Origin of the sequence: Flavobacterium gawalongense (genome assembly GCF_007097265.1) — a bacterium.
Lineage (GTDB): Bacteria > Bacteroidota > Bacteroidia > Flavobacteriales > Flavobacteriaceae > Flavobacterium > Flavobacterium gawalongense.
This window is the reverse complement of the sequence record NZ_VJZP01000013.1, coordinates 59,503-76,443: the sequence shown is the minus strand read 5'-3', so window position 1 is coordinate 76,443 and position 16,941 is coordinate 59,503. Positions and strand designations below refer to the sequence as shown.

Below are 16,941 nucleotides of genomic sequence, written 5' to 3'. Positions count from 1 at the left end.
TTTAGTTATAAGCTGTTTTTCTTAATACCAGTTGCCTCTGGTAGTTTGCTAATTAGTGTGTTATAATTCTATTTCAATAAGCGAACCTCATAAATACCGGTAATGGCCGAATTGGGTTTTGCTTTAAATTGTACTTGTAAAATTTTATGCTTTCCGTTCAGAATGGCAGCAGGAAGTTCTATTGTTTTATCAATAAACTTATTTCCTTCAAAACCGTCCATATTCATGGAGGCTACCAAAACATCATTAACATAAACATCAAAATTTTTATTCTTGTCAGCACCGAAATAGGTAATGCGCAATTTACGGGCTTCTAAAAGTGAATTTTTCAAATCATAGCTGAAGAAACCTTGCCCGTTTCGATAATGACGTTCTTTAAAAATTCCGGTATCTGTTTTATCTCCTTTGAAATTATGGTCTGATTCCGGTTGTTGTTCACCGGCAGTAAGCACATCAACGGTAAGTACTTCTAATTTCATTTGCGCTTCCTCTCTTTCTTTCATCGCTCTTTGTATTTCAGGTAATTTTTCTTTCGTTGTAAACGGCCAATACAACATATATCTTGCATCATGAATTTGGAAGAAAGGAACGAGTAGCAGGTTTTTGTGTTTTTCCTGATAAATAAGATCCGAAGCGGAGAAAGTAAACGGTTTGTTGGCTACTGCTTTCAATGAAGCGGCCAAATCCGTGTTGTTGGAAACAAGTAAAGGTGCATCTTCTATTGGGTAAATAGGGCCGTTGGCAATATGTCCCATACGGCTGTCATCGGCTCTTAAACCTTTAAGGTCTGTGGTATCAGTAACTGCCGCCAACACAATTGGCCCATGTAGAAAAGAAACCCAGGCGGATTTATCCGGAAGTTGTTCGGTTTTGTTTTGCATTGGTAAAATAACTGAAATCACGTCTCCGGTTTTCCATTTTCGTTCTATGGAAACATAGGAATTCAAATCTTTTGTAATGCTGATTTCTTTGTTGTTGACCGTGATTTTCATTTTGCCGTCTTCAACCCAAGAAGGATAACGGAATTTAATGCCGAATTGCCGTAGTTTTTTCAACGTTAGCATGATGGAAGATTGTTCTTCAAACGGGAACTTGGTGTTTTGCGTTAGCGTGATTCCTTTTTCTTTCCAATTCAAAGTAGAAGGAATAAAAAGGTTCACATAAAGATTTTGCTTGTCGTGAGCATATATGAGTTCACCATATTTTCCGTGATTTTCTAAACCAGAGCCCACACAACACCAAAAAGATTGTTGTGGTTCGGAATAGACTCTGTAATGACGAGGTCGGATAGGGGTGAAATACACGAATCCTCCTTCGGGATGTTGGGAAGACAGGATATGATTGTATGTCGTACGCTCGTAATAATCCATATACCTTGAAGAAGGATCGGCTAGAAATAAATGCTTGCTCAATTTAAGCATGTTGTAACTGTTACAGGTTTCAGGCCCTTCTCTGGATTCCAGCATAGAGGAAAAATCGGTTGATGGATTAAAGTGTTCTCTCACGCTGTTTCCTCCAATAGAAATGGTTCGGTTATTCACCACCGTGTTCCAAAAAAAGTTGGCAGCATTCGCCCATTCTTTATAGCCCGAAACTTCGGCAACACGCATAAAACCTATTACTTTAGGGATTTGGGTATTGGCATGAATTCCGTTAAGGGCATCGGTATTTTTTAAAAGGGGATCAAGAATAACTTTGTGGGAGAATTTTTGAGCCAGAACCAGGTATTTTTTATCACCCGTAATCACTGCCACATCGGCAAAAACCTCATTCATGCCGCCATGCTCGCTGCGCAACATCTGCTGGATCTGATCATTGGTTAGATTTGCGGTTAGATTCAAACACCAGTCGGAAAGTTGGATCAGCATCTTTTTGGCTTTTTCATTTCCCGTTAAGGTGTAAGCATCAACCAATCCGGCATATACTTTATGTATGTTGTACCAAGGAACCCATTTTTTATTCAATGAAAAACTTCCGGCATCAATCTTTCCTTTGGCAATCTCCTCCCATAAGGCTTTGCTTCCGGGAACACCCCCGATATATCCATTGCCATTTTTTTGCTGACATTTTTCGAGACCGTTGAGTATATAATCGAGTCTTTCCTTTATTTGCTGATTTCCGGTTGCGGCATACATTTCAGATAAAGCCGAAAGATAGTGCCCGCCGATGTGCCCGTCAAGACCGGTATTTTCCCAATTAGCATAACTTTTTGAATTAGATTCTAAACCAGCCTCTCTGAAATAAGGTACTAGTAGCCGATCTGCATCAAGGGATAATATATACTTCATGTCGGTTTCCTGGGCCGCTTTAAAAGGGCTTTCCAGCAAGCGAACCGAGGATAACGGAAAACTTTGCAATTGAGCCGACTGTCCGTAAACGGCAGCGGTTGAAACCAGTACAAGTCCGAGCCAGATGGTGTTTGTGATACTATTTTTCAGCATGATTTTTTAAATCTTATTTATTTGTGCCAACGGTTTTAATACGATACACCGTGAATGAGTAGGCCGGTAATTCAGCATTCATTAACTCCGAAACGGAACAGGCAGCAACTACCGGTTTCGCATTTTTGTCAGCTGGATCTCCTTTCAATACGGTCTTTACAGCTTCCTTATTTCCAAGGTTAGCATTTTTCAAATCAACCGATGCATTAACGGCAACGGGCAGGAGGTTGACCAGTTTTACAATCAGGTCGTTGCTCTTGCTGTCACGAACCACTGATATAGCGATACGGTTTTTTACATTTTCCTGATTGTTGGAAAGGCTAATCTCGCTCGGGATATAGTGGTCACCTGCGTTTTGACCATAGAGTTTCTGTACCTCATAACCTACCGTTGGTCTCACTTCGGTATTGTTGAAATAGATCAGGTTGGGATTCCATTGCGTATGCTTGTCTTTGGCCAGTAGCGGTGCATAAGAAGTCATGCTTACGACATCACCATTACGTTCCACGGAAGTCAGATATAAAGCTTCAGCCAGGGCTGTTTCTATATTATTAGGCCTTCCAGGCAGGTGAGCTGCATATTCACCAAGGTATACTTTCGGTTTGGCACGATCATATTTATCATAATAATCCTGATTATAGATGAACCAGCCCGGAGATTGATAGTAGTGTTCGTCCACCATCGGTACGCCCAATTTTGTGGCGATATCCCAGCCTTCTTGATAATCGGTACCTTCAAAATTTGGACCTACGGTTCCGATGACGGTGATTTCAGGATATTTTTCTTTCATCGCCTTGAAAATCATGGTGAAACGTTCTTCAAAAATATCGGTGATAAGGTCTTCGTTTCCGATACCGATATATTTCAGGTTAAAAGGTTTTGGATGTCCGGCTTCGGCACGTTTTTTTCCCCATTTGGTAGTCACATCGCCATTGGCATACTCTACCAAATCCAAAATATCTTGTACATAATTATCCATTTCAGACATTGGGATCCCACATTGTTGTCCGGCACCTCCTGTTGAGGAGTTTTGGCAAGGAACCCCGGCGGCTATGACCGGTAATGGTTCGGCTCCAGCATCTTCACAAAACTGGAAGTACTCGAAATAGCCTAAACCAACCGTTTGGTGGTATCCCCAAAGGTTGCGCATCGGTTTACGAGCTTCGAGCGGGCCGATGGTATTTTTCCAATTATAGATGTTGGCGATTCCGTCACCGTGGGCTACACAGCCTCCCGGAAAACGCATGAATTTAGGTTTTAAGTCGGCAAGAGGTTGAGCCAAATCGGCACGCAATCCGTTTTTATGACCTTTGAATGTTTTTTGTGGGAAAAGTGAAATCAGATCCAAATCTAATGATCCTGTCATTTGTGGAATAATTTCCAGACGGGCTTCGGCCACAGCGGCTTTGGCGGTAATCGTTGCATTGTATTTTTTCCAATTGGCAGTAATCGATGGAGTGGTCGTTTCCCCATAGATTTCCCCATTTTTGCCAACCAGGCGCACCAGAAGTTTGCCTGCTTTGCCTTTGGTAGTACGTGCAAATACTGAAAAATCATATTTTTCCCCGGCTTTTACCGCAATACCGTCAAAACCTTCATTAGCCAATGCGGCTCCAACTTGTTGAATCGAAAGTTTTGCGTAATGCTTGTTGTTGGGATGGATCGGGTTTATCGAATCGATGATATATTGAGCGGTTTCTCCTTTTAGGCTCCATGCCTTGGTACTGTTCCAGTTGGTGTCTCGGCCTTTGGTGTCGCTTACCGTATATTCGAAATCCCTGTTTTGAACCAATTCGGCGTACAGGCCGCCATCGGCGGCATAATTGATGTCTTCAAAAAAGATTCCCAATAAGGAATTGCTGATTTTTTTGCTTTTCGTTACATCCAAGCTGAACTTTGCTTCTACAGGTTTCAAGTCGGCAAAACGTTCGGTGTCTGTTTTGGTGGTTTCTGACCAAAGTTGGTTTTTATAGACGGATACTTGTTGGGTTTTGATTAAACCTTCAATAACGTTCCAGGCAACTTTATTGATGGAGCCAGTTTCTGGTTTTCCGGATATCAGGACAGTGCTGCGTGAGTTTTTGTGCGCTGCTACCGGGATACTTTTGGTTTCCGAAAAGGTTTTAAAATCTTTGGTTGTGGTACACCAGGCCGTTGTTTCGGTTTGATTTTTACTCAACCAGGATATGGTGTATTCGCTTTTTTCCTTGTTGTAAGTTACCTCGGGAGTCAAGCAGTTTTGATTAGTCATGACAACAGGGTAAGACTGACGGCCCCAGTAGAGAAGGTCTTTGGAAGCGGCATGGGCAAAATTTCCGTCGGTTTCATTCAGGCTCCACAGGCAATGCCATTGTCCGTCGGCACCGGGAAAAAGTAGTGGTGAAACCATTCTTTTTTGCGAACCCCAGCTTCCATAATCGGAGTGCATATAATTGTGTTGCGGTCCTATCGGATGCCAATTGACCTGGTCTACACTCCATGCAAAATGGAGTCCGTCAAAACTTTTTCCTGAAGAATACGAAAAGACATAAGCGAAATCAGGGGTATTCCCGTAAGCAGATAACGCAGAAAAACATAAAAGCACTAACCTTAGAAAGTGCTTTTTTTGTTTTTGAAAAAATAATATTTTTTTCATAGGTAACTATTTTTATGACTGTCCGCTAAGCGGACCAACCTTATTGTTTTGGCCACAGATTCAACGAATTTTTACAGATTTACACAGATTAAAATTTGCTTGTTTTTGTGAAAATCCGTTGAATCCGTGGCTAATTTTATTTAGGCATTCGTTTAGGACTATCCTAAACGATTATTTCAATTGGATTGCTTTAATTCCCTGATGGGTTGGTTTTGTTTCTTTAATATTGCCTTCGTTGTCAAATTCTAATTTATCGATACATACTTCTCTGTTGTATCCTGCTGCTTCACCCATGGTATTTCCTTTTGGGTAATTAAAACGGTGGTATACAATGTACCATTCGTCTTTTCCGGGCACTTGTATTACCGAATTATGTCCTGTTCCTAATATTCCGGCTTCTTTGTCCTTTGCAATCACAAGATTGTTTTCTGGAATTTGGATTGGGCCTAATGGAGAATTAGAAATTCCATAACGTACTTTATAGTTTTCACTTCGGGTATCGTCTTCTGACCATAGGAAATAATATTTGCCATTTCTAAAGAAAACAGTCGCACCTTCACGGAAGGTATTATCAGGAGTCATTATTTTGATGGTTTCTTCCTTGATAGAAATCATATCGTCGTTTAGTTCGGCACAAGCCATATAACCGTTGCCCCAGTATAAATAGCTTTTTCCTGTTTGTGGGTCAATAAATACATCTGGGTCAATCTGTTGTCCGCCTTTCGCTCCTTCAGGACGTTTGTCAATCAGCGCTTTTCCGGAATCCATAAAAGGTCCTGCAGGGTTGTCTGACACGGCAACACCAATCTTTTGCGCCGCGCAGAAATAATACAAATATTTGTAGGTATCACCAATTTTCTTTTCTGTAATACAAGGAGCCCAGGCATTTTTCTTTGCCCAGCTCACATCTTTATGAAGATCTAAGATTACGTTTTCATCTTTCCAGTTCACTAAATCCGGAGAAGAAAAGGCTTTGAAATACGTCCCTGACCAACCGTCAAATCCGTCGCTGGTAGGATAGATGTAGAATTTTCCTGTTTTCTCTGAAAAAATAATATCCGGATCTGCATAAAGCCCTTCTAATACGGGATTATGATTTTCTGCCGCATAAACAGTCCAGGTTTGGGGAGATTGCCCTTTGATTGTACTGGTATATTGAACAGGACCATTGCTGAAATTTTGTGGCGTATTTGGTTTAACCTGAATACCCGGAAAAGAAAGGAATGACGGATTGAATGCATTCAAATTGGTTCCCGGTTTAACAGATAGCGATACCGTTTTGTTTTCGGCATCAATTTTTGTGTTTATTTTTTTGATTTCTTTGGCATTGGCAGTACCGATAACATCTGCAGCGTTACCCCATTTGCTTTGCAATCTTTCGGCTTCTTCTGAGGTTATAGGCAGAACGGTTCCGTGTCTCGGATGAAAGTTCATCGTTACTTCCTGATCGATTACAGTGAAATTTTTAAGGTCTTTTGTTTTGGTGAATTGGTATTTTCCTTTGGTGTATACATCATACATCAGGATATACTCCTCGCTGTTATTGAGTTTAAACACACCGGCTCCTTCAACAGGATCTTTAGTTTGCTGCACGTATTTGTCCTGCAAAACATAACCTTCGGTAAGCTTGCCGGATGTGGCAATTTTAATTCCGGCACCTTCTCCTTCTGTTTTAAAGAACAGGTGGTATTTACCATCTTTAAAAATAATATCTCCATCAATACAGGATCCGTTTGTCGGACTGAAGAACAATTGTTTTGGAGCGGCTTCTAAATCGGTGAAATCTTTATTGGCGTAAGCATAATAAATGATATCCGGGTTTTTGCCATTTTTCATTGACCAGTAGATCATGTATTTTTTGGCTTTGGCATCATAGATGGTTTGCGGTGCCCATACACGAAGCAGGTCTTCATTTCCGGGAAATCTTTTTTGGATGTTAATCTTACTGGAAGTCCAGTGGATCAAATCGGAAGATTTCAATAAGGTCATGGCTCTGTTAGAATCCCAACCTTTAGCCGAAACCATATCGGTTACGACCATGTAAAACGTTTTTCCGTCTGCCCCGCGCAAGATGTGAGGATCTCTTACCCCTCCAGTTTCGCTTATTTCGGCAGAATTAATAATTGGTTTATTGTTGTTTAATGCCCTGAAATTGTAACCATCGTTGCTGATGGCAAAACGAATCGCTTCTTCGTCTTTGGAGTTGCCCGTGAAATAGGTAAATAAATAGGCTGTTGTTTTGGTATTGGACGCCTTAATTTCAGATTTGGATGATTTCTTTTTAGAAGGCTGTTGTGCTGTCACCGATCCAAGAGTGTTCAAGGCCAGGAATAAACCGACCCATTTGCAAGTGTTCATTTTTTTCAGGGATATTTTTAGATTAGAAATCATGCTTTTTTAAATAAGATTGAGTTATTTTTTAGATACTTTAACAATTTTATACAGGCCTGCACCATGCGAGTTAATTTCAGGAGTAAATTCTCCGGAATTTCCACACTCAATGGGGTTCTGAAGGGTTGTAAATATTTGTACATATATTCAGCATTAGCTTTTACTCCTACTTCAGTAACTCTAGGTCCAAAGCTGTTACAAATGTTCCTGCCATAGGGGGAGTTGCTGCCTAACTATGAAATTCTTTTCGGTCTGGATTGAACAGTATAAATTTATTATAAGTGTGTTTTTTACATTTGTAAATATAATTAAAAAAAGTATACAAACAAATCAACCTGATAAAAAAATGAATTGTAAATTATGAGTCTTGTAATTATTTAAGTATGATTTGATATTTTTAGAAGAAGTCATTTCTAAATTTAGGAGTATCCTCAAAATATTTATTACGAAACTTCTGTTTGAAAACTAAGAATTTGTTATTATTAAAAGAAACGAAATCAAACTAAAACAGGGTAAAAAAAATAGTTAAAATAAAATAATATAAATATAATTTAACCTATATTTTGGATGGATTCAATTTAATAAACACCTTGCAATCCTTAATCCTACCATCTGTTTTACTGTCAAAACGATGTAAGTATCTGAAACTTTTATAGATTCAACCTGTCCCAAATCAATTACAATTTTATGGTTTTGCACCAACAAATTGGGTTTATCTATTTTGTTGCGTGTTTTCATTCAAATAGTGACTCCAAAATCTGTCAATTGACGAATTCTGGGGTCTGTATTTAGTTGTTTATAGTTTCACGGATTTTGCTTTTCCATTGTAGGTTATTGTTTTATTGAAATTAGAAGTACTAGATACTCCTATTCCTTTTTCCTTATCCACAAGTACTATATTGAATGTTCTGTTTTTTATCATACCGTTGAAACTTCCTTTTCTTTTACCAATAGTTACCGTCTTGGTTTGCTCATTCCACTCCAGTTTTATGGTTGAAAAAGCCCCTTTCTCATAATTGTAATTGTCGTTTTCATCTTCGTACAAAGTGAATTTACCATCAGCTCCCGGGTAAATGCGGATTTCGAGCGTATCCCATTTTTTCTCCTCTGCATATTGTACTTTAGGTCCCCAAGGCAAAATAGTTCCCTGTTTCACATAAAGTGGAATAATGTTAATTGGAGTTTCTTTGGTTACAGACTGTCCGCCATTGAGCTTTTCTCCAGTCCAGAAATCAAACCAGTTTGCCCCTTTCGGTAAATATACTTCGCGACTTCCAGTTGTACTGAAATCTTCGAATACTTTATCCTCTTTTTTACCGGTGTACATTGGTTTTACAACTGGTGCCACAAGGAAGGAATGTCCAAACATAAACTCATCCTTAATATCACGCACTTTTGGATCATTTTCGAAAACTAAAGGAAGTGCATACATGATAGATGCCGACTGACTGGTCACTTCCCAGGCAGTTGAATACAAGTAAGGCAACAAACTATAGCGTAGATTGATATTTTTCTCAATGGCATCATAAGACCAAACACCTTTTTTTCCAAAATTATAAATCTCCCTTGGGATTTGTGTTCCATGCGAACGCATCATGGGAGTAAATGTTCCAAATTGCAACCAACGCACATACAATTCACGGAATTCAGGATTGTTTTCACCTCCATCTTTTTCCCAACGTCCAGCAAAAAAACCTCCAATATCGGCATTCCAATATGGCACACCACTAAGCGAAAAGTTCAATGCAGCAGGTATTTGCTTACCCAATGATTCCCATGTTGATTGAATATCTCCCGACCATGTATTGGCACCATAACGTTGCTGACCCACAAAAGCCGAACGGGTTAAAATAAAAACACGTTTATCAGAAGTCGTGGCTCTCTGATGGTCATACACCCCACTCACGTGCGTCAACGGGAAAGCATTCAACACCGAACGGTAGGAACCAAGATACGTTGGCTGATTAAAATCTGCATCTTTGACATTAATATGATCTGGCTCAGATGAATCAAGCCACCATGCGTCAACTCCGATGGAAAAAACGCCTTTATTCAAATAATTCCAGTAAATATCACGTGCAGCCGGATTGTATGGATCATACGGTTTTGCTCCTGATTTTGGTGGCCAGGTATCAAAGTCAATAAGCATGTTTTTGTCTTTAAACTCAGTAAATTGTTTTGTTTCTGGACCAAATCCCGGCCAAGCCACTACCATCAGATGGGCATTATTTTTATGAACGAAATCAGCCATCCCTTTAGGATTTGGGAATGTGGCCGAATCCCATCCCATTTGGTTCCAAAGACTGTCTTTGCCCCAGTATTGCCAGTCCTGAATAATTCCATCCAAAGGAACTTTCAACTCACGATACTTCGCTACCACATCCATTAACTCTTGCTGATTTTTATAACGTTCTTTCGACTGCCAATACCCATAAGACCATAAAGGAAACATAGGCGCCTGTCCCGTAAGGTCGCGCATTTGGGTTACCACACCATTAGCAGAACCACCATACATAAAGTAATAATCCGAACAATCTTCCAAAGACTCCATGGAAGTTTCCTGCGCATTATCCGTAAAAGTGGTTGCAGAATAGTTATCCCAAAAGACTCCATACCCTTTACTTGACAAAAAGTATGGAAAACTAACATTCATGTTACCATTTTTCAATACAATGCGTTGGTTTCTCTGTTGCAACTTTCCATTTTGTAATTGTCCCAAACCGTAAATTGCCTCGTCTTGATCCAACTTGAATGCCTGACGAACGGTGAAACTATTTTTCTTTACATCTACAGTAGGAGTAAATTGTGTTCCATATTCCTTTTCTGTAAATAAAGATTTTCCGTTCAAATCAAGATAGCTGACTTTTCCCGTTAGCAAATTTAATTCTACTTCCATCTTGTCGGTTTTCATCGAAACGACATCTCCTTGTTGTTGGATTGTAAATTTTGTTTCCTGTGGTTTTTTGTTTACGGACAGGCTTTCTTTTTTGAAGGCGACTCCTTCGGGCGACTTCAAAACACGAACAATACTCGGACTGTAAAACTGGACTTCAACATCCATTGACTGGAGTTTGGTTTTCACCCCTACAGTCGTTTTTTGATAATTTTGAGCTGCTAATGACGAAAAAGAAAACAACACAAGCAACAGAATGTACTGGTGATTTCTACTCAGAAATGCATTTTTCATTTGGTTTAATTTAAGTTAATCAATATCAACCAAAGCTATTTATATTCGCTTAAGTGAATGGGTACGATATGTTGTTTTTACAGGTACACCTAGTTGTTTATTCGTTCACAATTACTCATTATCAGCATTTCGCCCATTTTGAGCATACTTTGACGGAGTGACTTCAAAAGCTTCTTTAAAATATTTTCTGAAATATTTTTGGGTATTAAAACCCACTTTTTCGGCTACTTCGGCTACGGGATATTGCCCCTGAATTAAAAGTTGCGCGGCACGTTTCAACCGAATGGAACGAATAAATTCTGAAGGGGCAAGTCCTGTTATGGACTGCATTTTTTTATACAATACCGTTCGATCCATTCCTAAATCCTGACTAAACTGCTGAACAGAATAATCCGGATTATCCATATTTTCTTCCATGCAGGCAAGTGCCTTTTGTATCAACTGTTCGTCAATCGAGGTGATGGTAATCTCTTTTGGATTCACCTCCAATTTTTTCGAAAAGGCTGATTGCCGTTGTTTTTTTTGTGCAATAAGTTTATCAATTCGAAGCAACAGTATTTCCAAATTAAACGGTTTAGCCAAATATTCATCAGCTCCCGATTGATAACCTGTCATTTTGAGCTCTTCGGATGTGCGAGCTGTCAATAATATCACCGGAATATGCGACGTCTGTACGTTCGATTTTATGCGTTTACATAATTCAAATCCATCGACTTTGGGCATCATCACATCGCTTATTATCAAATCGGGAAATTTTGACAAAGCCAAAACCTCTCCTTCTTCGCCATCTGGAGCTTCATAAACTTCATATTTATGGGATAACTCCGTTACCAAAAAACGTCTCAAATCATCATTATCTTCAACAACCAAAAGTGTCTCTTTTTTTGATGTTGCTGTCATTAACTGATTATCGATTGTGTCTTCAGGAACAGCAACAAGAGTTTCAGAATCTGTTTTTTGAGGAGCAAGATTTATTGGAATTTTAACGACGAATACTGTTTTTATATTGGGTTCACTCTCCACAACTATTTCTCCCGAATGCAATGCCACATACTCTTTCACCAGATGTAAACCAATACCACTTCCTCCCTGAGTTGTTGAAGCCTGATAAAAACGATTGAACACATTCGGCAAATCTTTTTCAGAGATTCCCGAACCCGTATCGATAACCTCAAGCTGAACAATATCTAAATTTTGATTCCCTATTTCTTGCGAGAGTCGTATCACAATAGTTCCTCCTGATGGAGTAAACTTAAAAGAATTCGACAACAGGTTATTGATTACCTTGTACAATTTATCATTATCAAAATACATGAATAACTCCAGCTTTTCGGATTGTATCGAAAAATCAATCCGTTTTTCTTGGGCCAGTTTGCCAAATAAGTCTTCGAACTGCTTTACAAAATCCACTAAATCGCCAAAAGTCAGATTCAGTTTCTCACCAGAAATTTCCAACCGTCGGAAATCCAACAACTGATTGACCAAATGCTGCAAGTTTAGTGCATGACGGTAAACCAACCGAATTCTTGATTCTATGGCAGTTTCTTTTATTTCTTTCAATATCGATTCAAGCGGTGTAATAATCAAGGTAAGCGGTGTACGGAATTCATGGCTGACATTCGTAAAGAAACTAAACTTCATTTGATTCAGCTTTTCTTCATTCTTTCGCACCAATTGCTGATTTGTCCATCGTTTATAATACGTCAGCGACAAATAAAGCAACAGCAAGGCGATTGCCAGATACAAAACATAAGCTATTGGAGCTCTCCAGAATGGCGGGTTAACTACAATACTGATTTCGGCATATTCATTCGACCATTCTCTACTATTGCTGGCTGCCTTAACTTTCAGCACATAAGTTCCCGGAGCCAAGTTGGTATACGAAGCACTGCCCGTGCCATTCTGGGCAACTATTTCGCGCCAATTATCATCAACACCCTCCAGACGATAGCGGTAATAAGTCTGGATGGGATTGACATAATTAAGTGCCGAAAAGTCAACATTTATAAAATTCTGATTGTAATTTAGCTCTAACCGATTTGTTGCAGCGATTGCATTTTTCAATATGACATTGCCATCATACGATTCGCCCGGCTTCACTTTAGCTCCGAAAAGCATTAAACCGGTAAACAATGGTTTTTGCAATCGTTTAAATGACCAAGGCTTGTGCAGGTCAATGCTATTAAATCCATTCACACCACCCATCAACAGCTGTCCCTTATCGGATGCAAAAGTAGCGGAAGGAGTAAATTCATTTTCAATCACCCCATCATAATGATTGAAATTAGCAATAGAAAAACGAAGCTGTTTTCCTTTCGTATTCACCGCAATACGGGAAACACCTCCCGAGGTTGTAACCCATATCAATCCTTGCCTGTCTTCTACAATTCCTTTAATGCTGTTATTCACCAAACCGTCATCTGTAAAAAGCGTATGCAGTTCTGCCTTTGACGGCTGCCAAACACTTAATCCATCTTGAGTCCCAATCCACACAATACCGCGCCTGTCCTTAAAAACACTGGTATATTGTTGGTTTTCATTCTTCAGGAGTTCTTTCAGAGGTTGACTGATAGTATTTTTTTTATAATTATAAACAAACAATCCAGCGTTACTTCTTCCCATAAAAGACTGCTTATCAAAAAGAATCAATTGAGAAACAGAATGTAATGGTTCTCCGTTCAATGCTAATTGCAGTTGCTGAAACACTCCATTCGCAGGATTAAAAACAGCTAATCCTTCTGATGTTGCGACTAACAACTGCCCATCTGGATTCTCCACAATGTAACGGCAATTTCCAGCGAGCTGATCCACATGTTTAATCTGATTGTTTTGGAAACAATACACTCCTTTATTCCAAGTGCATATCCATATTCGATTTTGGGAATCTTTTGTCATCGAAATACAATCAACATCGGCTGGTAATTCGGGAAAAATGGAGAGTTTCGAAGTTTCCGGTGAATAGCTGTACACCCCATTTTTTGTTCCAACCAGAATTGTCTGCTGTTCCGTTTTCTCAAAACAGGTTACATCAATATCTTTCGCCTGCGTTCCGAAAAACGTTTTCCCTACATTCTTAAATTTAAATCGGTCGGGATGGTAATACAACAACCCATGATTGAATGTACCAATCCAGAGTCCGCCTTGCGAATCATTATAAAGCGTACTTGCTTCGGTATTTACTTCAGCTCCATCAACCAACTTAAACGATGAAATAAATTGTTTTTGTTTCAGGGTCTTATCAATAAACCACAATCCCATGGCACAACTTACCCATAAATTGCCTTTACTATCAACAGAAATCGTATTGAGCCAATAGTCCGTTTGAAGCAGGGTTGTGTAGGTTTTTTTTTGAATATCATAAGCCAACATGACACCGCTTGCCCCGTTTCGTATCTGATATAGGGAATTTTTCGACTGAACAACCATAAGCGTGCGGTCATATCGCATTTGATCTTTTTTTGACAAAGAACTTGTTTTATACAACTCTTTACCCGTATTCAAATCGTAGCAAACTATTAATCCAAACCGATAAAACAGAAAAACCTGTTGCTGGATGACGGCTATATCGTAAAGTTGGTCTTTTATTCCGTTGGAAGTAGAAACATGCTCACGAAAAACAGAAGTTTTCCCTTTTTGAGCATCCCTAATTAACAGCTTGTCTGAAGAAGTGAGCACCCAATAATTCTGATAAGTATCAAGAAAAAAGTCAGCAATTGGCTCGTGAATATCCATGGAAGCTAATACACTTTCCGGATTCAACACAAAACGCTCCTGCTTAATGTCAATAAGCATCAACTTTCCTTTGTCTTTTATCCACACATATTCTTTGTCCACATAGCCATGGTGAAACCCTGTATAGGCTGTTAATCGAGAAATATTATTTCCCTTCAGATGTAGATATCTAAAGGAAGTTCCATCATAAATATTGGTCACTCCCTCGGTGGTAATAACCATTCGTCCATCTTGAAGCTGCAGAATATTGCGTACCCTATTTTCTGAAAGGCCATTTTTACAATCGATAGATGTAAATACAAAGTGCTGCTGTGCAGTTGTACGTAAACAAAAACATAAAAACAACCCAAGTAAAATATAACGACGAAAATAGCTATTCATAATTTCTATTAGTGTGTTCTAAATTCCAAGAGAGATTTATGCTCCATAATAAGTAATTAAATCCATGAATATGATAGTTAAGACGAAACTACAAAAAATAGCTATTTCGACACTTTAATCATTTTATACAAGCCGGCTCCATGCGAATTGATTTCAGGAGCAAATTCTCCGGAATATTTACCTAGTACTTTTCCTGACCATAAATCGGTGATTAAATAGCTTTCCGAAAGTCCTATGTTTTTCAAATTTATCGGAATTTTTACACTCGGTGGAGGTGGAGGCCCTGAAGGGTTTTGGGTAAATACAAAAAATTTAACTGTAGCGCCAGTATTTTGAGTGATACAAGCTTCATCCAATCCAACAAGTGCTTTAAAACGAGTATAGCCTTCAGGTATGTCAAATTCTATAATTGAATTGGAATGTGTACCGATGCCATTTTCATATTTAATTTTATTTGTTGTGAGACTATTGCCGGAAACACTTTGGTTAACCTTTGGTTTTTCCCATCCCGATGTTGCTTTTTTCCACTTTAAACTGGTTAGTTTAAGAGAGTCTTTTCCTTTATATAAAGTGGGTTCAATCCAGTTGGCGTGATCCCAATCGGTTTTGTCACCACCATCATTTACCACTAAATATAGTTTTTTAGCACCAGAAATATCAATATCTAATGTGGCACTTTGACCAGAAGTTGTTTTTGAGATTAATCCGCTGTTCCAAACTGCTTTTTCTTCGGATACCATTTTTTGATCGGCTGTATTGAAAACCGCCAAGTATTTAGCTCCTGTTTTTGGTTCGTCAGCCATCCAAGCGGCTTTGTCTTTATCCGTAAAAAGCGGTTTGTTGTTCGTGCTTTCGTTCAGCACTTTCAATACATTTTTATTCGTCAGCAACGAAAGTGTGAAAGGATCATTGTCCGGAAGATTCCCACCAAACATCAACGGAGATTTGAAAATACTCCATAAGGTCATTAGAGTGTATTGCTCGTCCTTGGTAAAAGCGGTCATACGAGGATCTCCTCTTTCTGCCCTGATCCCAATTCGTCCAAGCGGCAACATATCGCCATCGGGATAAGCACCATAGGAACGCCATTTGTTCCAACGCTCAAACACTTCAAAATGGTCTTTTAATTGTTCCCAGCTATCCCAAAAATCGCCAACGGTACGCCACATATTTGCGTTTTTTTGAACGTGATCGGCGTGTGCAATTGGAGTTTCTCCGGGAGAAGTGCTCAATACGATTTTACGTCCCGTGCGGTCAATGGCTTTGCGAATCATGTCGATTTCTCCTTCAAAATAAATTGGTGAAGAAAGGTCGTCAATCTTGACAAAATCAAGTCCCCAAGAAGCATAAAGTTCAAAAAGCGAATTGTAATATTCTTGCGCGCCCGGCTTGCTTGGAACTACCGTGTACATATCCCGCAACCAAGTGCATTGGTCTTTATCCGAGTAAATGTCTTTGGCAGTAAAATTTGTGCCTTTAATGGGCAAGTTTTGTTTTACCGCTATTACGGGAATGCCGCGCATAATGTGGATTCCAAACTTCAACCCCTTTTTATGAAGGTAATCCGCCAATGGTTTAAAACCTTTTCCTCCCGCTGCAGAAGGGAAACGGTTTGCTGCGGGCATAAATCTGCCGTATTGGTCCAAGACATAATCAGGGTCTTTTTCATTGTATCCGTGGGCTTTGTCATTCCCAACATACCATCTGATATCGACCACAACATAATCCCATCCGTACGGTTTCAAATATTTGGACATATAATCCGCATTGGCTTTTACTTCTGCCTCGGTAACTGTGGGGCCAAAGCAATCCCAACTGTTCCAGCCCATAGGGGGAGTTGCTGCCCAACTATGAAATTCTTTTTTGGTTTGGGCTTGAATAGTATAGTTGAATATGGAAAACAATAAGACAGAGAGTGCTATTTTGTTAAATTTAGATCGGGTCATTAGTGTGATTTTTTGTGATTGTAATTGTTTGAAACGCTTTGTGTATTTTGTTGTTTTAAGGAATCAATGTATATTATGATGAACTTTTATTTTTTAGTATGATGTAAAGTTATTTATAAGTGTTTATTTTACATTTGTAAATGTAATTAAAAAAAAATTACAAAAACAAATTAATCTATTGAAAGAATCGACACTTTTGGCCGAAAACAAATATTTATAGAAAAACTA

At 39.1% G+C, this 16,941-nt stretch carries 6 protein-coding genes; all 6 read right to left on the bottom strand.

The window, feature by feature from the left end; all coding sequences use genetic code 11:
- Positions 1-68: 68 nt before the first annotated feature.
- The gene (locus tag FNW38_RS09015) at positions 69-2,441 is read right to left on the bottom strand and encodes a glycoside hydrolase family 127 protein (protein WP_144064801.1); all 2,373 of its coding nucleotides are present in this window, start codon (positions 2,439-2,441) and stop codon (positions 69-71) included.
- A gap of 13 nt (positions 2,442-2,454) precedes the next feature.
- Complete coding sequence (locus FNW38_RS09010) at positions 2,455-5,076, bottom strand: alpha-L-arabinofuranosidase C-terminal domain-containing protein (RefSeq protein ID WP_144064802.1); 2,622 nt, start codon at positions 5,074-5,076, stop codon at positions 2,455-2,457.
- Between the two features lie 171 nt (positions 5,077-5,247).
- Positions 5,248-7,434 carry a family 43 glycosylhydrolase gene (locus FNW38_RS09005; protein ID WP_143387208.1) on the bottom strand — a complete coding sequence of 729 codons (2,187 nt, stop codon included), beginning with the start codon at positions 7,432-7,434 and terminating at the stop codon, positions 5,248-5,250.
- An 829-nt stretch (positions 7,435-8,263) separates the two neighbouring features.
- A complete protein-coding gene (locus FNW38_RS09000) occupies positions 8,264-10,654 on the bottom strand; it encodes a glycoside hydrolase family 31 protein (protein WP_144064803.1) in 2,391 nt (796 codons plus the stop codon).
- 111 nt (positions 10,655-10,765) lie between these two features.
- Positions 10,766-14,608, bottom strand: a complete 3,843-nt coding sequence (locus FNW38_RS08995; protein ID WP_185963117.1) for a hybrid sensor histidine kinase/response regulator transcription factor — start codon at positions 14,606-14,608, stop codon at positions 10,766-10,768.
- A 260-nt stretch (positions 14,609-14,868) separates the two neighbouring features.
- On the bottom strand, positions 14,869-16,713 hold the full coding sequence (locus FNW38_RS08990) for an NPCBM/NEW2 domain-containing protein (RefSeq protein WP_144064805.1): 1,845 nt from the start codon (positions 16,711-16,713) through the stop codon (positions 14,869-14,871).
- Positions 16,714-16,941 lie beyond the last annotated feature (228 nt).

Coding starts and splice junctions, on each gene's coding strand:
- FNW38_RS09015 (WP_144064801.1), bottom strand. CDS start 2,441: ATGCTGAAAAATAGTATCACAAACACCATCTGGCTCGGACTTGTACTG.
- FNW38_RS09010 (WP_144064802.1), bottom strand. CDS start 5,076: ATGAAAAAAATATTATTTTTTCAAAAACAAAAAAAGCACTTTCTAAGG.
- FNW38_RS09005 (WP_143387208.1), bottom strand. CDS start 7,434: ATGAACACTTGCAAATGGGTCGGTTTATTCCTGGCCTTGAACACTCTT.
- FNW38_RS09000 (WP_144064803.1), bottom strand. CDS start 10,654: ATGAAAAATGCATTTCTGAGTAGAAATCACCAGTACATTCTGTTGCTT.
- FNW38_RS08995 (WP_185963117.1), bottom strand. CDS start 14,608: ATGGTTATTACCACCGAGGGAGTGACCAATATTTATGATGGAACTTCC.
- FNW38_RS08990 (WP_144064805.1), bottom strand. CDS start 16,713: ATGACCCGATCTAAATTTAACAAAATAGCACTCTCTGTCTTATTGTTT.